Raw genomic sequence first — 21,255 nt, forward strand, 5'->3', positions numbered from 1 at the left:
GGGATTTTTTTTAACGTCCAACCGCCGCTTTAGGGCGTTTCTTCGCACCAGCATTCACCGGACGAGATTGCGTAGACGACGCTTTTTTTGCCGTAGCAGGCGTCTGACGCTGAGTCGCCATCGGCGTATGTTTAGTCAACGCCGGACGGGTATTGCGGTTCTGGCGACGAGCTTCACGCATCTCTTCAATGGTTGGCGCAGGCACTAAGCAATCGCGACGGCTGCCAATCAGATGCTTTTTGCCCATCGCTTCCAGCGCCTGGCGGATTAACGGCCAGTTTGCCGGATCGTGGTAACGCAACAACGCTTTATGCAAACGACGCTGTTTGTCGCCCTTCGGTACGAAGACGCCTTCGCTCTTATAACCAATCTTCGCCAGCGGTTTTTTCCCGGTGTAATACATGGTGGTTGAGTTCGCCAGCGGCGATGGGTAGAAGTTCTGTACCTGGTCGAGACGGAAACGATGCTTTTTCAGCCACAGCGCCAAATTCACCATATCTTCATCACGCGTACCGGGGTGCGCAGAGATGAAATACGGGATCAGATACTGCTCTTTACCTGCCTGTTTCGAGTAGGTATCGAACAGCTCTTTAAAGCGGTCATAGCTGCCCATGCCCGGCTTCATCATCTTCGACAACGGCCCTTCTTCGGTATGTTCCGGAGCAATCTTCAGATAACCGCCGACGTGATGGGTCGCCAACTCTTTGATATAGCGCGGATCTTCCACGGCGATGTCATAACGTACGCCTGAGGCGATAAGGATTTTTTTAATGCCTTTCAGATCACGCGCACGGCGATAGAGGTTGATCGTCGGTTCGTGGTTAGTGTCCATGTGCGGACAAATATCCGGATAAACGCACGACAAACGGCGACAAGTTTGTTCAGCGCGTGGCGATTTGCAGCGCAACATATACATGTTGGCAGTTGGCCCACCGAGATCGGAAATCACGCCCGTAAAACCTGGAACGGTGTCGCGGATCGCTTCGATCTCATTAATGATCGAATCTTCCGAACGGCTCTGAATAATGCGCCCTTCGTGCTCGGTAATAGAACAGAAAGAACAGCCGCCAAAGCAGCCGCGCATAATGTTGACCGAAAAACGGATCATTTCGTAAGCCGGAATACGGGCATTGCCATAGGCCGGATGTGGCACGCGCTTGTACGGCAGCGCAAAAACGCTGTCCATCTCTTCGGTAGAAAGCGGGATAGCAGGCGGGTTGATCCACACATAGCGGTCACCGTGTTTTTGCATCAATGCGCGGGCGCAGCCTGGGTTGGTTTCGTGGTGCAGAATGCGCGAAGCATGGGCGTACAGCACTTTATCGCCCTTCACTTTCTCGAAAGAAGGCAGCAATACGTAGGTTTTTTCCCACGGTTTCTGGCGCGGTGGCTGCACGATTACAGCTTTCGCTTCCTGCTTTTTCGGCGCAACAGGTTTGTTATCCGCACACGGCAAATCTTCGCCATACGGATGCGGGATTGGGTCGATTTTCCCTAGGGTATCAAGACGGGTGGAATCCACACCGCTCCAGCCAGGCAGCGCCTCTTTTACGATAATTGCGGTATTACGCACATCGCGGATTTCACTAATCGGCTCGCCCATCGCCAGACGATGCGCTACTTCCACCAGCGGACGTTCACCGTTACCAAACATCAGCATGTCGGCTTTCGAATCTACCAGAACGGAACGGCGCACGGTATCGGACCAGTAATCATAATGCGCGGTACGGCGCAGGCTAGCCTCAATACCGCCGAGGATCACCGGCACATCTTTCCACGCCTCTTTACAACGCTGGGTATAAACCAGCGTGGCGCGATCCGGTCGCTTACCCGCGACATTATCTGGCGTGTAGGCATCATCATGACGTAAACGGCGATCGGCGGTATAGCGGTTGATCATCGAATCCATGTTGCCAGCAGTAACACCAAAAAACAGATTCGGTTTACCCAGACGCATAAAGTCGTCTTTGCTGCTCCAGTCCGGCTGGGCGATGATCCCGACGCGAAAGCCCTGCGCTTCCAGCATACGACCGCAAATCGCCATCCCGAAGCTTGGGTGATCGACATACGCGTCGCCAGTAACCAAAATGATGTCGCAGCTATCCCAGCCAAGTTGATCCATCTCTTCACGAGACATCGGCAAAAACGGTGCCGGTCCAAAACAGGCGGCCCAGTACTGCGGCCAGGAGAACAGGTCGCGATCCGGTTGGATCAGGGAGATAGAGCTCATTTTGCTTCCAGAAATGATAAAAAAATAATCAAAGGCCGGGGATTATAAGCCGGAACGAAAGAGAAATCGAAAGGTATTCCATACTCGCCCTCCTCGGGCGAGTATGAAGATTACGGTACCGGATTGACCAACAGTTGCCCAATCGAGCCACGGTCCGCCATTTCCAGCGTCTGACTGTTGAAGTAGAACGGGAAGTGCGCCCAGGAAGGCTGACCGAAATAAACAAGCAGCTCCACTTGTCCGTCAACCCAAACGGTATCTTTCCAGCCTCTGTCTTCCGGGAACGGCATCGCGCCATTCACGTTACGGATCTGGAACATTACGCCTTCAATATGGAACGCTTGCGGCTCGTCCGCGCGTACCGTCCAGCGTTCCCACGTTCCTTGCTGCGCGGTGACATCAATACGGTTGACGTCCCACAGCTGTCCATTAATACCCGGGTCATCACCCAGACTGATATCGCGACTGCGAATTGGCGAACCAGCCATGATTTCAGTTGGCAGCAAGCGCATCGGAAGACTGTCTGTGACCAGCGGCAGAAGGCCGGTTGGGCGCAGCGTTAGCACCAAGGTAGAAACCAGAATACTGGATGGCTCAAAGAAGCCGCGAATACGATCAACAATGCTCGCCGCTTCACCACAGGTGATCGACACTTCATCGCCGTTGCTCATATCCACCAGAATCTCGCGGCGCTCGCCCGGTGCCAGCGAAAGTTGCTTCACCGATACAGGAGCAGGCAGGAATCCCTGATCGCCAGAAATCACATGTAACGGGCGACCATCGCTCATCTGTAGTTGATAGCGACGAGAGTTCGACGCGTTCAGCAGTCGCAAGCGCACCCAGCCACGCGAGACTTCAACGTACGGGCTTTGTACACCGTTAACCAGCAGCGTATCACCAACAAAGCCGCCGCTTCCCGGTTCGTTGTATTCTGGCGTACCAAAGTTATCCAGCCGTTTATCCTGGATAATGACCGGAAAATCATCCACACCATAATGGTTGGGGATAGGCAGCGACTTGCTGACTTCATCTTCCACCAGCCACATTCCGGCAAGGCCGTTATAGACCTGCTGAGCCGTGCGGTTGGGAGTATTGGCGTGATACCACAGAGTAGCTGCGTTCTGGCGAATAGGCAGTACGGGTGCCCAGTCAGCGTTTGGCGACATCATCCGTGCCGGACCGCCCATCAGCGGGCCTGGTACCTGTAGCCCGGCCACCGTCATTGAGACATTTTCTGTCAGGCGGTTGCTGTAAATAAGCTTAACATCGTCGCCCTTCCAGACGCGGATAGTCGGCCCCAGGTAACGACCATTGATTCCCCAGACCGACGCGCGTGTCCCTGGCGTAAATGACCAGTGCGCACGTTGTACAGTCATAAACAGCGGTTGCCCACGGCGAGATTCAAGTAGCGGCGGAACGGGTAGCGGTTGCTGTTGCCCGGCTGCGCTGGCCTTCAGGGGAACAGCGCCTGCACAAAGTGCAATCCCCGATGCCTGAATGAACTGACGCCGACTGAGTGACATATTTGCTCCATGTAAAACTGGCTAAAGTAATACCGTGCAGGAAAGTGTTCCCCGCAAAAATACAGATTGCCGACTTAAACTTTTCCGGCGGCTTCGCGTTCTGCGACTTCTTTATCGAGCTCGGCGATTTTTTGTTCCATTATCGAACGACAATGGGCAGCCAGCTCACGAACCTGATCTTTGCCATACTGACTGACGTCAATTGGCGGCAGCATTTCGACAATCACCAGACCGTTGTGCAGTCGATTAAGATTAATCTTATTCGAAGTTGTAGAGACGCACACGGGAATAATCGGGACGCCCGCCGCAATTGCCGCGTGAAATGCTCCAGTCTTGAACGGTAGCAGGCCGCGACCACGGCTGCGGGTTCCTTCCGGGAACATCCAGATGGAAATACGGCGTTTTTTGAAATGATTCACGACTTCCGCAATGGTGCCGTGAGCTTTAGTGCGATTGTTTCTGTCGATCAATAAGTTGCCGGTTAACCAGTACAACTGCCCGAAGAAGGGGATCCACAGCAAGCTCTTTTTACCTACCGTCACCGTCGGCGGTTGCACAATGTTCGATGCTGTCACCATGTCATAGTTGTTCTGGTGGTTAGCGATATAGATAGCATTGCCGTAGCTTTCAGCATCTGCAGGTTTGCGGCACTCAACTTTCAGGCCGAACAGTGGCGCAAGACGGCCAAACATATGCCCAAAGGTGGCCACATGTTTCGGGTTACGCGGGCTGAAAAGGCAGTAAATGGAGCCGAATACACAGACTAAGATGCTGTAAATCACGGTAATAATAAGACGAAAGATATATAGCATAACACCCTCTGAAGGTCTGAGAGACTGGCATTGTACGTCACCTGAAATCAGGTTAGGGCATTGTTAAAAGCCGCTCTCTGGAAAAGCGTATTGTTAATCGCAACGCATGAATAAACAACGGTTTCAAGGGAATTTTTATCGTTTCCGGGGGTTGAATACGCTGCCGGATGACGACTTAACGTTTCATCCGGCGTTCCTTGCTAGCGGGAGGAAACAGCGCCCTCCCCGGCATATTACTCTTCGCTATCACCGCTGCTGGCACGGCGAGGAGAGTCGATCTCAACACGATCGATACGCTGCAAACCGCGCATCAACGTACCGCGGCGTCCACGTTCGCCAGTGACTTTCTGTAGCTCTTCCGGACGCAGTTTAATTTTGCGTTTCCCAACATGAATGGTCAGCGTGCTTTGCGGCGGCAGAACGTACAGTTGCGCCAGACCATCCTCGCCACGCGCGGCTTCTGCCGATGGAATGTTGATAATCTTGTTGCCTTTGCCCTTCGACAGCTGCGGCAGATCGCTTACCGGGAACATCAACATACGGCCTGCCTGAGTGATTGCCAGCAGCATATCGGAAGCATCTTCAATCACCACCGGCGGCATAACATGGGCATTTTCCGGTAAGGTGATCAAAGCCTTACCCGCACGGTTACGCGCTACCAGATCGTTAAAGGTGCAGACGAAACCGTAACCCGCATCGGAAGCCATCAGCAGTTTCTGATCGTCGCTTTCCATCAGCATATGGTCAACGGTCGCCCCAGGCGGCAACGTTAATTTGCCGGTGAGTGGTTCGCCCTGACCACGCGCCGACGGCAGCGTAATCGGGTCGATGGCATAGCTACGACCGGTGGAATCAACAAACACTACCGGTTGGTTACTCTTACCTTTCACCGCCGCTTTGAAGCTATCACCCGCTTTATAATTCAGGCCCGGCGCGTCGATATCATGGCCTTTAGCGCTGCGTACCCAGCCCATCTGCGACAGCACAATGGTGACAGGTTCAGACGGCAGCATGTCGTGCTCGCTCATCGCTTTCGCTTCTTCGCGTTCCTGCAACGGCGAACGACGATCGTCACCGTAGGCTTGCGCGTCTGCCTGCAGTTCTTTCTTCAGCAGGTTATTCATTTTACGCTCGGAAGCCAAAATGCCCTGCAACTGGTCGCGCTCTTTTTCCAGCTCACTCTGCTCACCGCGAATCTTCATCTCTTCCAGTTTGGCAAGATGACGCAGTTTCAGTTCGAGGATCGCTTCCGCCTGGGTTTCCGTAAGGCCAAACCGCGACATCAGCGCCGGTTTCGGTTCATCTTCGTTACGAATGATCTCAATCACTTCGTCGATGTTGAGAAACGCCACCAGCAAACCTTCCAGGATATGCAGGCGCTTGAGGACTTTCTCCAGACGATAGTTCAGTCGGCGGCGCACGGTATCGCGACGGAACACCAGCCATTCGGAGAGGATTTCCAGCAGGTTTTTCACCGCCGGACGACCATCCAGACCGATCATATTGAGGTTAATGCGATAGCTCTTTTCCAGATCGGTGGTAGCGAAGAGGTGGTTCATCACCTGATCCATATCCACGCGGTTGGAACGCGGCACAATCACCAGACGGGTCGGGTTCTCGTGGTCAGATTCATCGCGCAGATCGTCAACCATCGGCAGCTTTTTGTTGCGCATTTGCGCAGCAATTTGCTCCAGTACGCGCGCACCTGAAACCTGATGCGGTAATGCGCTGATAACCACCGCGCCATCTTCTTTCTTCCACACCGCGCGCATACGCACTGAACCACGTCCGTTCTCGTAGATTTTACGAATCTCGGCGCGCGAAGTGATAATTTCCGCTTCAGTCGGATAATCCGGCCCCTGCACGATATCCAGCAGCTGATCGAGCGTAGTTTTCGGCTGGTCGATTAATGCGATTGCCGCCTGAGCTACTTCACGCAGGTTATGCGGTGGAATATCGGTCGCCATGCCGACGGCAATACCGGTGGTGCCGTTAAGCAAAATGTTTGGCAGACGGGCAGGTAGCATTTTCGGCTCCTGCAAAGTGCCGTCGAAGTTTGGCACCCAGTCAGCCGTCCCCTGCCCCAGCTCGCTCAATAGCAGCTCGGAATATTTCGACAACCGGGATTCGGTGTAACGCATTGCCGCGAACGATTTCGGATCGTCCGGCGCGCCCCAGTTCCCCTGACCATCAACCAGCGGATAACGGTAAGAGAACGGCTGCGCCATCAGGACCATCGCTTCATAACAGGCGCTATCGCCGTGCGGATGGTATTTACCCAGTACGTCACCGACGGTACGGGCCGATTTTTTAAATTTGGCGCTGGCATTCAGGCCCAGTTCAGACATCGCATACACAATGCGGCGCTGAACAGGTTTCAGACCATCACCAATAAACGGCAACGCACGGTCCATGATCACGTACATGGAGTAGTTTAAGTAGGCGTTTTCCGTAAATTCATGTAGCGCAAGGCGCTCTGCCATATCGCTCATTAATTCTGATTCCTCAACTTATTCGCCAGCCTTCAAAGGGGCAATATTGCCGGAGATACTACATTATCTGCCGCGTCGAGTCACAGGAGATCAGCGTGAATAGCGCCGCCGGACGTGCTCCGACGGCGATAAAGGCATCAATGTGCCTTGATATACAACTCTTTGCTGTAGACTTGATCGGCATAGAGGGCAGCACAAGGTTGCGCCCATGCCACACCACTCGGCATGGGGGTCCGCTCCGGGCGATTCGAGAAGTTGAGGTTATGCGAGTCCAGGGAAGCCTAAAGCATCAAAGTAGTCGACTGTAAGTATACGGTTCAGCCCAGTTTAGCTGTGTCTCCACCAGTGCCCCGCGCCTCCTGCCATAAGTGCGGCTTGCTCATGGATATCCCCGAGACGGCTTACGGCGCACCGGATAATAAATTTCGCGTATACATGGTATTCCTTACCGGAGAAATTATAAGCCCAACAACAATACGCCTGTGACATTGTTCGCTCAAACTTATCGCGAGTGATTTGGCTCACACTCCGGTAAAGATTCCCCATCACGCCAACGGCACATAAACATCCGTTTCCAGTCGCTGCTCTGTCACCCCTTCGGCAAGATTGGTGTAGTGAAACAGAATCGGTGCTTTACGCATTTTCTCGCCGCTTGCAGGCAGCCAGTGGCGAATAATGCCCCATATCGTGTGTGAAATATCGTCCAGCTCGCCAACGTGGCGGGCCACGGCATAACGTCCACCGGTAAGTTCACCATTGCTCACACCATAACGATTATCGGGAATCGGTTCGCTAACGCTGCCGCAGATATCAAAGCGAAACGCTTCCGGTGCGGTGGTGGCAGGGGCGTCCCAGGCGACGCCAAAAGTCTGGCTTTGGTTAACAGGAGAAAGCCCCGTCTCTTTACGCCACATGATAAATTTCGCCACACTGTAGTTGAGCAACTCAGGGCTACAGCGGTGCGGCAACATCGCCACAGGGATTGATGGGAAATCGATAATGTTTACATCCAGTGTCAGGTTTGTCATTTTGCCTCCCTGCGAAATTATTCCCGGGAACGCGTCCCGGGAGCGGTAACAATTACGGATTTACTTTGCGGATCTGTTTGACGTCAATTTCAACAGAATTCCAGTCTTTATCGACTTCACCCTGAATCTCAACCGTATCTTTCGGCGTCACCGTCACACCGTTCCAGCGTTTGTGATCGATATCAACATTGATAGTACCGCTGGCATCTTTAAACACGTAGAGATCGTCAGAGATGCGTTCAACGATATTGCCGCGCAGGGTTACCCAGGTGTCGTCACGCAGGGATTTTGCGCTTTCTACAGTCGTTACGCTGCCGTTCGGCCCCTGAAATCCTCCGGCCTGACTTTGCGTTACCGATGGGCCAGAAAAACCGCCCTGCTCTGCTGCCATCACCGGTGCACTGCACAGGGCCATTACTGCGATTACTGCTGCGAATTTTTTCATGTTTATTACTCCCTTTAATGTCTGTTTCCGAGCATTTAACAAGATAGTCCTTAACAACTTCTTAAGGGAAAAAAATAAAATTTAATGCTGTACAGAGCGCGTTACAACACGGTTTACTGGCAGCAAATACGGTTATCGCAGGGATGAAAAAATGCGAATTTTACTGATAGAAGATGACATGCTGATTGGTGACGGCATCAAAACTGGCCTTAGTAAAATGGGTTTTAGTGTCGACTGGTTTACACAAGGTCGTCAGGGAAAAGAGGCGCTTTATAGCGCACCTTATGATGCGGTGATCCTGGATTTAACCTTACCAGGCATGGATGGTCGCGATATTTTGCGCGAATGGCGAGAGAAAGGTCAGCGTGAGCCGGTACTGAACCTGACCGCGCGTGATGCGTTAGCGGAACGTGTAGAAGGGCTGCGTCTGGGAGCTGACGATTATCTGTGTAAACCTTTTGCGTTGATAGAAGTCGCCGCCAGGCTGGAGGCTCTGATGCGCCGAACCAACGGCCAGGCCAGCAACGAGCTGCGCCACGGTAACGTCATGCTCGACCCCGGCAAACGTATCGCCACGCTGGCTGGCGAACCCTTAACACTGAAACCAAAAGAATTTGCCCTGCTGGAATTACTGATGCGTAACGCTGGTCGGGTACTGCCGCGCAAACTGATTGAAGAGAAACTGTATACCTGGGACGAAGAGGTCACCAGTAATGCCGTTGAAGTGCATGTGCATCATCTGCGACGCAAACTCGGTAGTGATTTTATTCGTACCGTGCATGGTATTGGCTACACATTAGGTGAGAAATGAAATTTACCCAACGTCTTAGTCTGCGCGTCAGGCTGACGCTAATCTTTTTAATTCTGGCCTCGGTGACCTGGCTGCTTTCCAGCTTTGTCGCCTGGAAACAAACAACGGATAACGTCGATGAATTGTTCGACACCCAACTGATGCTGTTTGCCAAACGGTTAAGTACGCTCGATCTCAACGAAATCAACGCGGCGGATCGCATGGCACAGACGCCAAATAAATTAAAACACGGTCATGTTGATGACGATGCGCTGACCTTTGCCATCTTTACCCACGACGGCAGAATGGTCCTTAATGATGGCGATAACGGAGAAGATATTCCCTATAGCTATCAACGGGAAGGTTTTGCTGACGGGCAACTGGTCGGTGAAGACGATCCTTGGCGTTTTGTCTGGATGACCTCACCTGATGGCAAATATCGCATCGTTGTTGGCCAGGAATGGGAATACCGTGAAGACATGGCGCTGGCGATTGTTGCCGGGCAATTGATCCCGTGGCTGGTCGCACTGCCGATTATGTTAATCATCATGATGGTACTACTGGGTCGTGAACTCGCGCCGCTGAACAAACTGGCGCTGGCACTACGTATGCGTGACCCTGACTCGGAAAAACCACTAAACGCGACTGGCGTACCCAGCGAAGTGCGGCCACTGGTTGAGTCGCTAAATCAACTGTTCGCCCGCACACATGCGATGATGGTTCGAGAACGACGCTTTACCTCCGATGCAGCTCACGAACTACGTAGCCCGTTAACAGCGCTGAAAGTGCAAACCGAAGTTGCGCAGCTCTCTGACGATGATCCGCAGGCGCGGAAAAAAGCACTGCTCCAATTACATTCCGGGATCGATCGCGCTACTCGTCTGGTTGATCAACTGCTCACGCTATCGCGGCTGGACTCACTGGATAACCTTCAGGACGTCGCGGAGATCCCGCTTGAAGATCTCCTACAATCGTCGGTGATGGATATTTACCACACGGCGCAGCAGGCGAAAATTGACGTGCGACTGACACTCAATGCCCACGGCATCAAACGCACCGGACAACCGCTATTGCTAAGTTTGTTGGTGCGAAATTTGCTGGATAACGGCCCCGGTGTGACACCAGAGGCACTGGCGCGAATTGGCGAACGCTTCTATCGCCCACCCGGACAAACCGCTACCGGCAGTGGACTTGGGCTATCGATTGTCCAGCGAATCGCCAAGCTGCATGACATGAATGTTGAGTTTGGGAATGCGGAACAAGGTGGATTTGAGGCGAAGGTAAGCTGGTAACTTCTCTGTCTATGAGAGCCGTTAAAACGACTCTCATAGATTTTACTAATAGCAAAATATAAACCGTCCCCAAAAAAGCCACCAACCACAAACCAGACAAATAACGAGCGAGAATACATATAGCCAAAACTCGAACATTTCCCGCATAAAGAGTTTTCTTAAGATAAGAATAATAAGTGGCGTAAGAAGAAAAAATGCTGCAATCATTGCTTGCAATATACGATCTTCGCCTGAAACGGAAGGTATACTGCAAATATTGCCTCCCGACTCAAGCATCCAGTCATACTTATTGAAAGCAAAAAAAGAATCTATTAACCAATAAGTAAGCATTATATATAGCAATGCTTCAAATATTGTTTTAATTTTCTGCTTTAACATATATCAGTACGCTCATAAAAATCCATTTATAATTATCAACATGACACGTTGATATTTTCATCTTTTACTTATTCAAAGCCATATTTTCAATCCCCAAAAAAACCGAACCAAACGTGTAAATTATTCCGGTGCGAGTAAGAATTATGAGGAATGGCTATCAGTATTGTCATTTTCAGAAAATATTTATCCTGCATCGGTGAGTCAGAGCTAGATCAGACTTTTGCTAAATTCGCAAAAGACTTTGCACATTTTGCTAATTTCACAGTACCGCTCTGTGACGTACTATAGTCGACAAACGTCTCACCTTGAGATTAAAAAATGAGCAACATCCTGATTATCAACGGCGCGAAAAAATTCGCCCACTCCAATGGTCAACTGAACGACACCCTGACCGAAGTCGCGGATGGCACACTGCGCGACCTCGGGCATGATGTCCGCATCGTTCGCGCCGACAGCGACTACAATGTCAAAGCGGAAGTACAAAACTTTCTCTGGGCTGATGTGGTGATCTGGCAGATGCCAGGCTGGTGGATGGGCGCGCCGTGGACAGTGAAAAAATATATTGATGATGTATTCACCGAAGGTCACGGGACTCTGTATGCCAGCGATGGTCGTACCCGCAAAGATCCGTCGAAAAAATACGGTTCCGGCAGCCTGGTACAGGACAAAAAATATATGCTTTCTCTAACCTGGAACGCACCAATGGAAGCCTTCACCGAAAAAGATCAGTTCTTCCACGGCGTTGGCGTTGACGGTGTGTATCTGCCGTTCCATAAAGCAAACCAATTCCTCGGTATGGAACCGCTGCCGACATTTATCGCTAATGACGTGATAAAAATGCCTGATGTTCCCCGCTATACTGAAGAATATCGCAAGCATCTTGTGGAAATTTTTGGTTAACTAGAGCTCAGGCTTTAGAAGGAGTTAACCATGCTTACCGTAATCGCAGAAATCCGTACTCGTCCTGGTCAACATCACCGTCAGGCGGTATTGGATCAGTTTGCTAAAATCGTTCCAACCGTACTGAAAGAAGAAGGTTGCCACGGCTATGCGCCAATGGTGGATTGCGCTGCTGGCGTGAGTTTCCAGTCTATGGCACCGGATTCTATCGTGATGATTGAGCAGTGGGAAAGCATCGCGCACCTTGAAGCGCATCTGCAAACCCCGCACATGAAGGCGTACAGCGAAGCCGTAAAAGGCGACGTGCTGGAGATGAATATCCGTATTCTGCAGCCAGGGATTTAATCCTGCCTTGTTTGCCCGGCCATCCTGACCGGGCAATGTTCTTTCCTTTAAACCTCAATCTCCGCCATGTCGCCTTTCTCTTGCAACCAGTTGCGGCGATCTTCCGAGCGTTTCTTCGCCAGCAGCATATCCATCATCGCGTCAGTACGCTGATCGTCTTCATCATCGATAGTCAACTGCACCAGACGGCGAGTGTTCGGATCAAGCGTGGTTTCACGCAATTGCATCGGGTTCATTTCCCCCAGACCTTTAAAACGCTGGACGTTCGGCTTGCCTTTCTTGCGTTTTAATTGCTCAAGTACGCCCTCTTTCTCTTCTTCCGTCAGCGCGTAATAAACCTCTTTCCCGAGATCAATACGGTAGAGCGGTGGCAGTGCGACGTAAACGTGACCGTGTTTCACCAACGCGCGGAAGTGTTTTACGAACAAAGCGCAGAGCAGCGTGGCAATGTGCAGACCATCAGAGTCCGCATCCGCGAGGATACAGATTTTGCCATAACGAAGCTGGCTCAGATCGTCGCTGTCAGGATCGATACCGATCGCTACCGAAATATCATGCACTTCCTGCGAGGCCAGCACTTCGTCGGAAGAAACTTCCCAGGTGTTAAGGATCTTACCTTTCAGCGGCATGATCGCCTGATATTCACGATCGCGCGCCTGCTTGGCAGATCCGCCTGCGGAGTCACCTTCCACGAGGAACAGTTCGGTACGGTTAAGGCCCTGCGCGGTACAATCAGCCAGTTTGCCAGGCAGCGCCGGGCCGCTGGTCAGCTTTTTACGCACCACTTTTTTAGCCGCACGCATACGACGCTGGGCGCTGGAAATCGCCATCTCTGCCAGCAACTCCGCCGCCTGAACGTTCTGGTTCAGCCACAGGATGAAGGCATCTTTCACCACGCCCGAAACGAATGCCGCACACTGACGCGAAGAGAGACGCTCTTTGGTCTGCCCGGCAAACTGCGGATCCTGCATTTTAACCGACAGAACATAGGCGCAGCGATCCCAGATATCTTCCGCCGACAGCTTCACGCCGCGCGGCAGAATGTTGCGGTATTCACAGAACTCACGCATCGCGTCCAACAGGCCCTGACGCAGACCATTAACATGGGTACCGCCCTGCATCGTTGGGATAAGGTTGACGTAGCTTTCGGTCAGCAGTTCACCGCCTTCCGGCAGCCACAGTAGCGCCCAGTCCACAGCTTCAGTATCGCCAGCGAAATTACCGATAAACGGTTTTTCTGGCAGCGTCGGTAAACCGTTTACCGCTTCCGCCAGGTAATCATTCAGACCGTCCTGATAGCACCAGCGCTGTTCGGTGTTGTTGATCTCATCTTTAAAGGTAATCTCAACGCCGGGGCACAGTACTGCTTTGGCCTTCAGCACATGCGTCAGGCGTGAAACAGAAAAACGCGGGCTGTCAAAGAAGGTTTCATCCGGCCAGAAGTGCACGCTGGTACCGGTATTGCGTTTACCGCAAGTGCCGACAACCTGTAAATCCTGCACCTTTTCGCCATTTTCAAAGGCGATGTTATAAACCTGACCATCGCGGCGCACGTTAACTTCTACGCGCTTCGACAAGGCGTTAACTACCGAAATCCCCACGCCATGCAGGCCGCCAGAGAACTGGTAATTTTTGTTAGAGAATTTACCGCCTGCATGCAGACGGCAAAGAATCAGTTCAACCGCCGGTACTCCTTCTTCCGGGTGAATATCCACCGGCATCCCGCGCCCATCGTCAATCACTTCTAACGACTGGTCAGCATGTAAGATTACATCCACGCGTTTTGCGTGACCCGCCAGTGCTTCATCGACACTGTTATCAATAACTTCTTGCCCCAAATGGTTAGGGCGAGTGGTATCGGTATACATCCCCGGACGGCGGCGAACCGGCTCAAGCCCGGTGAGTACCTCAATGGCATCAGCGTTATAAGTTTGCGTCATGGTTTAAGTTAGCAATTCGAGTTGATCGTCAGAGATGGTGCAGACCAAGAAAATCGACGATCGGGTTGAAATAATCTTCGAAGCCCGTGAATGCGTGGTTGCCGCCTTCTATGACAGTCTGGCGGCAGGAAGCATAGTACGCCACCGCCTGGCGGTAATCCAGCACTTCATCTCCCGTCTGTTGCAGCAGCCAGATCAAATCCGGCGCTTCCAGCGGGTCAATCTGCATGACTTTGAGATCGTAAATATGGCGTGACTCTAGCACATATTGCTGCCCGGTGTAGGGGTTCTCGTTCTGACCGAGATAGTCCGTCAGCAATTCAAACGGGCGTACCGCCGGGTTTACCACCACTGCGGGCAGCATAAAACATTGCGACAACCAGGTGGCGTAATATCCCCCCAGTGACGAACCGACAATACCCAGCGAATCGCCGCCATGTTCCAGGACAATGGATTCCAGCAGTTCTGCCGCGTCGGAAGGATACGGCGGCAACTGCGGAATGATCATCTCAACGTCAGGGTGATGTTCCGCCAGCCAGTTTTTTAACAAGCTCGCTTTTGCAGAGCGCGGCGAGCTGTTGAAACCGTGTAAATAAAGAAGCGTAGACATCAGTAGCCTTCTGAAGCGGTATCAGGTTGGAAACGTGTGTCCGCCAGGCGATGCACCTCGGTGGTCAGCGTGCCATCAGCATGTAACTCGAGAGTACGCCAGCCGGGCGCGATAGTATCCAGCGTAAAGTTGGAACAGTGCGGCTTAAACTGCACACAGGTCGACGGCGTTGCCAGCAGGCGGCGACCGTTCCAGTCGAGATCCAGCTCCTGATGAATATGACCGCACAGCAAGTATTTGACGTGCGGAAACTTCGCCAGCACGGTATCCAGTTCGCCCGCGTTACGCAGACTGTGTTGATCGAGCCAACTACAACCCGCAGGTAGCGGATGATGATGCAGCAGCAGCAACGTATGCCGTTCTGGCGCATCGGCCAGTTTACGTTCCAGCCACTCAAGCTGAAACTCGCTCAGCTCACCGTGCGGCACGCCAAACACCTGGCTATCCAGCAACAGGATTTGCCATTGCTCACCAATAAACACCCGCTTCGCCGGGGAGATACCCGCATCCTGTAACGCGCTGTACATCGCGGGCTGGAAATCGTGGTTGCCCGGCAGCCAGACGCAGGGCGCACGAAAACTTGCGATGCCTTCAGCGAAATGCTGATAGGCCGCAGAGGATTGATCCTGCGCTAAATCACCTGTCGCGACAATCAGGTCGAATTCGTGCTGGTGTGGACGAATCGCCTCCAGCACCGCCTGGTAGCTTTCCCAGGTGTTTACCCCTAACAGGGCTTCGTGCTTTTGTGCAAACAGGTGAGTATCGGTAATTTGTAAAATCCTTCCTCTGGCCTCACCAGCCAGAGGAAGGGTTAACAGGCTTTCCAAATGGTGTCCTTAGGTTTCACGACGCTAGTAAACCGGAATCGCCATCGCTCCATGTGCTAAACAGTATCGCAACCAGTCCGCTAAAAACTGGTTAATTTGATGCTTTTCGTCGCGTTGATGCAACTTTTTATTAGGATAATCATACCGCGCTTTGAAGCGAAAAATCTGCTGGCTTGAACACACTTCAGCCACCATCGCGTCATGATACAGACGCACCGTCATTGACGGAAGGCTCCAGTAACTGATCGCGGGCGCAGTCTGTTCTATTGTCACCAGGGTAGTGTATCGGGTCGATTCCACAATCGTCAGCCGATATTGTGCGTTTGCCACCTGATAGCTTACAGTTTCGCCGGGTGCGTCATTGCGCGGTAACAAACGGCGCAATTGTGAAAAGTTCATCTCGCACAGGCGCATCATTTCAGGAAAGTCAGGTGTGTAACGCTTCATTTATGCCCACTCATTTTTTAACGCTTGATGATGCAGCTGCAGCCATTGCAAAGCGATGACCGACGCTGCGTTGTCGATTTTCCCCTCTTCTACCCACTGGTATGCCTGTTCCCGGCTTACCACATGAACGCGAATATCTTCGTTTTCATCAGCCAGACCATGAATACCGCTTGCGGTCGTGGCGTCCACTTCGCCCACCATAATTGACGAACGCTCACTGGTGCCCCCCGGGCTTGCCAGGAAACTTAACACCGGTTTGGTCCGTTTGACTATCAGTCCCGCCTCTTCAATCGCTTCGCGACGGGCAACATCTTCCACACTTTCACCCTCTTCAATCATCCCGGCAACCATCTCCAGTAGCCAGGGGGTTTCGCTGGTGTCGTACGCGGCAATCCGAATCTGCTCAATCAGCACAACTTCATCACGCACTGGGTCAAAGGGTAGCAAGACTGCGGCGTGACCGCGCTCAAAAATTTCCCGCCGTACCTCATGACTCATTTGCCCGTTGAATAGACGATGACGAAATCTATAAAGATCTAATGAAAAAAAGCCGCGATAAAGTGTTTCTCGTGCAATAATTTCTACATCGTTTTTGCCAAATGTAACGGGCAGGTTGTCTGGCTTAAGCATTGTTAATGTCCTAGCACTAATAGTGAATTAAATGTGAATTTCAGCGACGTTTGACTGCCGTTTGAGCAGTCATATGTTAAATTGAGGCACATTAACGCCCTATGGCACGTAACGCCAACCTTTTGCGGTAGCGGCTTCTGCTAGAATCCGCAATAATTTTACAGTTTGATCGCGCTAAATACTGCTTCACCACAAGGAATGCAAATGAAGAAATTGCTCCCCATTCTTATCGGCCTGAGCCTTTCTGGGTTCAGTTCGTTGAGCCAGGCCGAGAACCTGATGCAAGTTTATCAGCAAGCACGCCTTAGTAACCCGGAATTGCGTAAGTCTGCCGCCGATCGTGATGCTGCCTTTGAAAAAATTAATGAAGCGCGCAGTCCATTACTGCCACAGCTAGGTTTAGGTGCAGATTACACCTATAGCAACGGCTACCGCGACGCGAACGGCATCAACTCGAACGCGACCAGTGCGTCCCTGCAGTTAACTCAATCCATTTTTGATATGTCGAAATGGCGTGCGTTAACGCTGCAGGAAAAAGCAGCAGGGATTCAGGACGTCACATATCAGACCGATCAGCAAACCTTGATCCTCAACACCGCGACCGCTTATTTCAACGTGTTGAATGCTATTGACGTTCTTTCCTATACACAGGCACAAAAAGAAGCGATCTACCGTCAATTAGATCAAACCACCCAACGTTTTAACGTGGGCCTGGTAGCGATCACCGACGTGCAGAACGCCCGCGCGCAGTACGATACCGTGCTGGCGAACGAAGTGACCGCACGTAATAACCTTGATAACGCGGTAGAGCAGCTGCGCCAGATCACCGGTAACTACTATCCGGAACTGGCGGCGCTGAATGTCGAAAACTTTAAAACCGACAAACCACAGCCGGTTAACGCGCTGCTGAAAGAAGCCGAAAAACGCAACCTGTCGCTGTTACAGGCACGCTTGAGCCAGGACCTGGAGCGCGAGCAAATTCGCCAGGCGCAGGATGGTCACTTACCGACTCTGGATTTAACGGCTTCTACCGGGATTTCTGACACCTCTTATAGCGGTTCGAAAACCCGTGGTGCCGCTGGTACCCAGTATGACGATAGCAATATGGGCCAGAACAAAGTTGGCCTGAGCTTCTCGCTGCCGATTTATCAGGGCGGAATGGTTAACTCGCAGGTGAAACAGGCACAGTACAACTTTGTTGGTGCCAGTGAGCAACTGGAAAGCGCACATCGTAGCGTCGTGCAAACCGTACGTTCCTCCTTCAACAACATTAATGCTTCTATCAGTAGTATTAACGCCTACAAACAAGCCGTAGTTTCCGCGCAAAGCTCATTAGACGCAATGGAAGCGGGCTACTCGGTCGGTACGCGTACCATTGTTGATGTGTTGGATGCGACCACCACGCTGTACAACGCCAAGCAAGAGCTGGCGAATGCGCGTTATAACTACCTGATTAATCAGCTGAATATTAAGTCAGCCCTGGGTACGTTGAACGAGCAGGATTTGCTGGCACTGAACAATGCGCTGAGCAAACCGGTTTCCACTAATCCGGAAAACGTTGCCCCGCAAACGCCGGAACAGAATGCTATTGCTGATGGTTATGCGCCTGATAGCCCGGCACCCGTCGTTCAGCAAACATCCGCACGCACTACCACCAGTAACGGTCATAACCCTTTCCGTAACTGATGACGACGACGGGGCTTCGGCCCCGTCTGAACGTAAGGCAACGTAAAGATACGGGTTATCTGCCGCATTCTTCCCCCTTCTCGCTTCAATTTCGACCAGCCATCCTCTATTCTGATGGGTATTTACCACTGGTCCCGGAAGACAAAAATGAAACGGACAAAATCCATACGCCACGCATCGTTCCGCAAAAACTGGAGCGCACGCCATCTGACACCAGTCGCTCTCGCGGTTGCCACTGTTTTTATGCTGGCTGGCTGTGAAAAGAGTGATGAAACAGTGTCTCTCTATCAAAATGCTGACGACTGTTCAGCTGCAAACCCAGGCAAAAGCGCCGAATGTACCACCGCGTACAACAATGCGCTGAAAGAAGCCGAACGTACTGCGCCGAAATACGCCACCCGTGAAGACTGTGTTGCTGAATTTGGTGAAGGTCAGTGTCAGCAAGCACCAGCCCAGGCTGGCATGGCACCAGAAAACCAGGCGCAGGCTCAGCAATCCAGCGGGAGTTTCTGGATGCCGCTGATGGCCGGTTACATGATGGGGCGTCTGATGGGCGGCGGCGCGGGATTTGCACAGCAGCCGCTGTTCTCCTCGAAAAACCCGGCCAGTCCGGCTTACGGTAAATATACCGACGCGACGGGTAAAAACTATGGCGCAGCCCAGCCAGGCCGCACCATGACCGTACCGAAGACGGCAATGGCACCAAAACCGGCGACCACCACTACCGTTACCCGTGGCGGTTTTGGTGAATCTGTTGCCAAACAAAGCACTATGCAGCGTAGCGCAACCGGCACCTCTTCTCGTTCAATGGGTGGCTGATACCGATGGAAAGAGTCAGTATTACCGAGCGCCCGGACTGGCGTGAGAAAGCCCACGAATACGGTTTCAATTTTCACACCATGTACGGCGAGCCGTACTGGTGTGAAGATGCTTACTACAAGTTGACCCTCGCCCAGGTTGAAAAGCTGGAAGAAGTCACCGCCGAACTGCACCAGATGTGCCTGAAAGTGGTGGAAAAAGTGATCGCCAGCGATGAGCTGATGACCAAATTCCGCATACCAAAACACACCTGGAGTTTTGTGCGTCAATCATGGCTGACTCACCAGCCATCGCTTTATTCGCGTCTTGATCTGGCGTGGGATGGCACTGGCGAACCTAAACTTCTGGAAAATAACGCCGATACGCCAACGTCACTATACGAGGCGGCGTTCTTTCAGTGGATCTGGCTGGAAGATCAGCTTAACGCCGGTAACTTGCCGGAGGGCAGCGACCAGTTTAACAGTCTGCAAGAAAAACTGATCGATCGCTTCGTTGAGCTGCGTGAACAGTATGGCTTCCAGTTGCTGCATCTCACCTGCTGTCGCGACACGGTGGAAGATCGCGGAACCATTCAGTATTTGCAGGACTGCGCAACCGAAGCTGAAATCGCCACCGAGTTCCTCTACATCGACGAGATAGGTTTAGGCGAAAAAGGCCAGTTCACGGATTTACAGGATCAGGTGATTTCTAACCTGTTCAAGCTTTATCCGTGGGAATTTATGCTGCGCGAAATGTTCTCCACCAAGCTGGAAGATGCTGGCGTACGCTGGCTGGAACCGGCGTGGAAGAGCATTATCTCCAACAAGGCACTTCTACCGCTACTGTGGGAGATGTTCCCGAATCACCCGAACCTGCTGCCCGCTTATTTTGCGGAAGATGATCATCCGCAAATGGAAAAATATGTGGTTAAACCGATCTTCTCCCGTGAAGGCGCAAACGTGTCGATCATTGAGAACGGCAAAACCATTGAAGCAGCGGAAGGTCCGTATGGCGAAGAAGGGATGATTGTTCAGCAATTCCACCCGTTACCGAAATTCGGCGACAGCTATATGCTGATTGGTAGCTGGCTGGTGAACGATCAACCTGCCGGAATTGGCATTCGTGAAGACCGTGCGTTGATCACCCAGGATATGTCTCGGTTTTATCCACATATTTTTGTTGAATAAGCCACGATACCGGATGGCACTCGCCATCCGGTAATTGTTAGCCTATCTGCACCGACAGCATACTTAAACTGCCCATTTCTATACCATCGACCGGAATGGTAATTGGCTCCTGCCCATCCCACACACCTAACACATACAACAACGGCAGATAGTGCTCTGGCGTTGGGTTCGATAACGCGCCACCTTCATGGTCGAGATAATTCACCAGAGGATGCTGCTCTACCGGCCCTTGCCACGTCAGATTCGCTTTCACATACTCATTAAACGACGTCGCCCACGGATACGGTGAACTATCACCGTGCCACTTCACTGTGCGCAGGTTATGCACCACGTTACCGCTGGCGACCAACATTATTCCTTCATCACGCAGCGCCGCGAGTTTGCGCCCCATTTCGAAATGCCAGGCGGCAGGTTTGCTACTGTCGATACTCAACTGCACCATAGGGATATCGGCGTCAGGATACATCTTAATCAGCACGCCCCACGAGCCGTGGTCAAAGCCCCAGGCTTCTTTATCCAGCGTCACCGGGATCGGCGCTAACAGCTCAACCAGACGCTGTGCCAGCGCAGGCGAACCCGGAGCAGGATAATGCGTATCGTACAGCGCCTGCGGGAAGCCACCAAAGTCATGAATCGTGAGCGGCGTCTCCATCGCGGTCACTCCTGTTCCACGGGTAAACCAGTGAGCCGAAACCACCACAATCGCTTGCGGGCGTGGCAATGTCATCCCCAACTTCTGCCAGCTGCGGGTATACAAATTATCTTCCAGCACGTTCATCGGACTACCGTGACCTAAAAACAATGCTGGCATACGTGTTGAAGACATGATGATATCCTTAACTAAAGGTGTCATTTTGATATCCTCACAATACGCTTGTTCGGCGGAGTAAGAACC

Annotated in this window: 21 protein-coding genes; 8 read left to right on the forward strand and 13 right to left on the reverse strand. The window is 52.1% G+C overall.

Features of this window, described 5'->3' with window-relative positions:
* Nucleotides 1-10: 10 nt before the first annotated feature.
* The 6 genes from SF3060 to ygiW all read right to left on the reverse strand — a co-directional run bounded on the left by SF3060 (nt 11) and on the right by ygiW (nt 8,530).
* Nucleotides 11-2,230, reverse strand: a complete 2,220-nt coding sequence (locus SF3060; RefSeq protein NP_708831.3) for a hypothetical protein — start codon at nt 2,228-2,230, stop codon at nt 11-13.
* A gap of 110 nt (nt 2,231-2,340) precedes the next feature.
* A complete protein-coding gene (sufI, locus tag SF3061) occupies nt 2,341-3,753 on the reverse strand; it encodes an FtsI repressor (protein ID NP_708832.1) in 1,413 nt (470 codons plus the stop codon).
* Nucleotides 3,754-3,827: 74 nt separating this feature from the next.
* Nucleotides 3,828-4,565, reverse strand: coding sequence for a 1-acyl-sn-glycerol-3-phosphate acyltransferase (gene plsC / locus SF3062; RefSeq protein NP_708833.1), 738 nt, complete (start codon nt 4,563-4,565; stop codon nt 3,828-3,830).
* Nucleotides 4,566-4,798: 233 nt separating this feature from the next.
* Nucleotides 4,799-7,057, reverse strand: coding sequence for a DNA topoisomerase IV subunit A (gene parC / locus SF3063; RefSeq protein NP_708834.1), 2,259 nt, complete (start codon nt 7,055-7,057; stop codon nt 4,799-4,801).
* 545 nt (nt 7,058-7,602) lie between these two features.
* Nucleotides 7,603-8,085, reverse strand: coding sequence for a hypothetical protein (locus SF3064; RefSeq protein ID NP_708835.1), 483 nt, complete (start codon nt 8,083-8,085; stop codon nt 7,603-7,605).
* Between the two features lie 52 nt (nt 8,086-8,137).
* On the reverse strand, nt 8,138-8,530 hold the full coding sequence (gene ygiW / locus SF3065; protein ID NP_708836.2) for a hypothetical protein: 393 nt from the start codon (nt 8,528-8,530) through the stop codon (nt 8,138-8,140).
* Between the two features lie 151 nt (nt 8,531-8,681).
* Between ygiW and ygiX the strand changes: the two genes are divergently transcribed.
* On the forward strand, nt 8,682-9,341 hold the full coding sequence (ygiX, locus tag SF3066; RefSeq protein NP_708837.1) for a DNA-binding transcriptional regulator QseB: 660 nt from the start codon (nt 8,682-8,684) through the stop codon (nt 9,339-9,341).
* The gene (gene ygiY, locus SF3067) at nt 9,338-10,612 is read left to right on the forward strand and encodes a sensor protein QseC (protein NP_708838.1); all 1,275 of its coding nucleotides are present in this window, start codon (nt 9,338-9,340) and stop codon (nt 10,610-10,612) included. The genes ygiX and ygiY overlap by 4 nt, the downstream gene beginning before the upstream one ends.
* A 45-nt stretch (nt 10,613-10,657) precedes the next feature.
* Here the strand turns inward: ygiY and SF3067a are convergent, their stop codons facing one another.
* Nucleotides 10,658-10,990: a membrane protein gene (locus SF3067a; protein ID YP_008439282.1), complete on the reverse strand. Its 333-nt coding sequence runs from the start codon at nt 10,988-10,990 to the stop codon at nt 10,658-10,660.
* Between the two features lie 318 nt (nt 10,991-11,308).
* On the opposite strand from SF3067a, the gene mdaB reads away from it, so the two are divergent.
* Entirely contained in the window at nt 11,309-11,890 is a 582-nt protein-coding gene (gene mdaB, locus SF3068; protein ID NP_708839.1) for a modulator of drug activity B, read from the forward strand.
* A 30-nt stretch (nt 11,891-11,920) separates the two neighbouring features.
* Entirely contained in the window at nt 11,921-12,235 is a 315-nt protein-coding gene (gene ygiN / locus SF3069) for a hypothetical protein (RefSeq protein ID NP_708840.1), read from the forward strand.
* A 47-nt stretch (nt 12,236-12,282) separates the two neighbouring features.
* Here ygiN and parE read toward each other — a convergent pair whose 3' ends face one another.
* From parE to nudF, 5 genes are read right to left on the reverse strand one after another with little or no spacing between them, the layout of a single operon-like run.
* Complete coding sequence (parE, locus tag SF3070; protein NP_708841.2) at nt 12,283-14,175, reverse strand: DNA topoisomerase IV subunit B; 1,893 nt, start codon at nt 14,173-14,175, stop codon at nt 12,283-12,285.
* A gap of 28 nt (nt 14,176-14,203) precedes the next feature.
* A complete protein-coding gene (yqiA, locus tag SF3071) occupies nt 14,204-14,785 on the reverse strand; it encodes an esterase (protein NP_708842.1) in 582 nt (193 codons plus the stop codon).
* Nucleotides 14,785-15,612 (reverse strand): cyclic 3',5'-adenosine monophosphate phosphodiesterase, encoded by an 828-nt coding sequence (gene icc, locus SF3072; RefSeq protein ID NP_708843.1) that lies wholly within the window; start codon nt 15,610-15,612, stop codon nt 14,785-14,787. Before icc ends, yqiA begins: the two co-directional genes overlap by 1 nt.
* Before the next feature lie 24 nt (nt 15,613-15,636).
* Complete coding sequence (yqiB, locus tag SF3073) at nt 15,637-16,059, reverse strand: dehydrogenase (protein NP_708844.1); 423 nt, start codon at nt 16,057-16,059, stop codon at nt 15,637-15,639.
* On the reverse strand, nt 16,060-16,689 hold the full coding sequence (nudF, locus tag SF3074; protein ID NP_708845.1) for an ADP-ribose pyrophosphatase: 630 nt from the start codon (nt 16,687-16,689) through the stop codon (nt 16,060-16,062).
* Between the two features lie 204 nt (nt 16,690-16,893).
* On the opposite strand from nudF, the gene tolC reads away from it, so the two are divergent.
* From tolC to ygiC, 4 genes are read left to right on the forward strand one after another with little or no spacing between them, the layout of a single operon-like run.
* Nucleotides 16,894-18,375 carry an outer membrane channel protein gene (gene tolC / locus SF3075; RefSeq protein NP_708846.2) on the forward strand — a complete coding sequence of 494 codons (1,482 nt, stop codon included), beginning with the start codon at nt 16,894-16,896 and terminating at the stop codon, nt 18,373-18,375.
* Entirely contained in the window at nt 18,375-18,635 is a 261-nt protein-coding gene (ygiA, locus tag SF3076; protein ID NP_708847.1) for a hypothetical protein, read from the forward strand. Before tolC ends, ygiA begins: the two co-directional genes overlap by 1 nt.
* Nucleotides 18,490-19,194: a hypothetical protein gene (ygiB, locus tag SF3077; RefSeq protein ID NP_708848.4), complete on the forward strand. Its 705-nt coding sequence runs from the start codon at nt 18,490-18,492 to the stop codon at nt 19,192-19,194. The genes ygiA and ygiB overlap by 146 nt, the downstream gene beginning before the upstream one ends.
* Before the next feature lie 5 nt (nt 19,195-19,199).
* Nucleotides 19,200-20,360, forward strand: a complete 1,161-nt coding sequence (gene ygiC / locus SF3078) for a synthetase/amidase (protein ID NP_708849.1) — start codon at nt 19,200-19,202, stop codon at nt 20,358-20,360.
* A gap of 37 nt (nt 20,361-20,397) precedes the next feature.
* Here the strand turns inward: ygiC and ygiD are convergent, their stop codons facing one another.
* Entirely contained in the window at nt 20,398-21,213 is an 816-nt protein-coding gene (gene ygiD, locus SF3079) for a LigB family dioxygenase (protein ID NP_708850.1), read from the reverse strand.
* Nucleotides 21,214-21,255: the final 42 nt, after the last annotated feature.

Source organism: Shigella flexneri 2a str. 301, from assembly GCF_000006925.2.
In the GTDB taxonomy this organism is placed as follows: domain Bacteria; phylum Pseudomonadota; class Gammaproteobacteria; order Enterobacterales; family Enterobacteriaceae; genus ECMA0423.

Bases quoted from the DNA above. Each gene is read 5' to 3' on its own strand.
- parE (NP_708841.2), bottom strand. From the start codon at position 14,175: ATGACGCAAACTTATAACGCTGATGCCATTGAGGTACTCACCGGGCTT.
- ygiX (NP_708837.1), top strand. From the start codon at position 8,682: ATGCGAATTTTACTGATAGAAGATGACATGCTGATTGGTGACGGCATC.
- plsC (NP_708833.1), bottom strand. From the start codon at position 4,565: ATGCTATATATCTTTCGTCTTATTATTACCGTGATTTACAGCATCTTA.
- nudF (NP_708845.1), bottom strand. From the start codon at position 16,689: ATGCTTAAGCCAGACAACCTGCCCGTTACATTTGGCAAAAACGATGTA.
- ygiY (NP_708838.1), top strand. From the start codon at position 9,338: ATGAAATTTACCCAACGTCTTAGTCTGCGCGTCAGGCTGACGCTAATC.
- ygiC (NP_708849.1), top strand. From the start codon at position 19,200: ATGGAAAGAGTCAGTATTACCGAGCGCCCGGACTGGCGTGAGAAAGCC.
- sufI (NP_708832.1), bottom strand. From the start codon at position 3,753: ATGTCACTCAGTCGGCGTCAGTTCATTCAGGCATCGGGGATTGCACTT.
- parC (NP_708834.1), bottom strand. From the start codon at position 7,057: ATGAGCGATATGGCAGAGCGCCTTGCGCTACATGAATTTACGGAAAAC.
- yqiA (NP_708842.1), bottom strand. From the start codon at position 14,785: ATGTCTACGCTTCTTTATTTACACGGTTTCAACAGCTCGCCGCGCTCT.
- ygiW (NP_708836.2), bottom strand. From the start codon at position 8,530: ATGAAAAAATTCGCAGCAGTAATCGCAGTAATGGCCCTGTGCAGTGCA.
- ygiA (NP_708847.1), top strand. From the start codon at position 18,375: ATGACGACGACGGGGCTTCGGCCCCGTCTGAACGTAAGGCAACGTAAA.
- ygiB (NP_708848.4), top strand. From the start codon at position 18,490: ATGGGTATTTACCACTGGTCCCGGAAGACAAAAATGAAACGGACAAAA.
- SF3067a (YP_008439282.1), bottom strand. From the start codon at position 10,990: ATGTTAAAGCAGAAAATTAAAACAATATTTGAAGCATTGCTATATATA.
- mdaB (NP_708839.1), top strand. From the start codon at position 11,309: ATGAGCAACATCCTGATTATCAACGGCGCGAAAAAATTCGCCCACTCC.
- tolC (NP_708846.2), top strand. From the start codon at position 16,894: ATGAAGAAATTGCTCCCCATTCTTATCGGCCTGAGCCTTTCTGGGTTC.
- SF3060 (NP_708831.3), bottom strand. From the start codon at position 2,230: ATGAGCTCTATCTCCCTGATCCAACCGGATCGCGACCTGTTCTCCTGG.
- yqiB (NP_708844.1), bottom strand. From the start codon at position 16,059: ATGAAGCGTTACACACCTGACTTTCCTGAAATGATGCGCCTGTGCGAG.
- ygiN (NP_708840.1), top strand. From the start codon at position 11,921: ATGCTTACCGTAATCGCAGAAATCCGTACTCGTCCTGGTCAACATCAC.
- SF3064 (NP_708835.1), bottom strand. From the start codon at position 8,085: ATGACAAACCTGACACTGGATGTAAACATTATCGATTTCCCATCAATC.
- ygiD (NP_708850.1), bottom strand. From the start codon at position 21,213: ATGACACCTTTAGTTAAGGATATCATCATGTCTTCAACACGTATGCCA.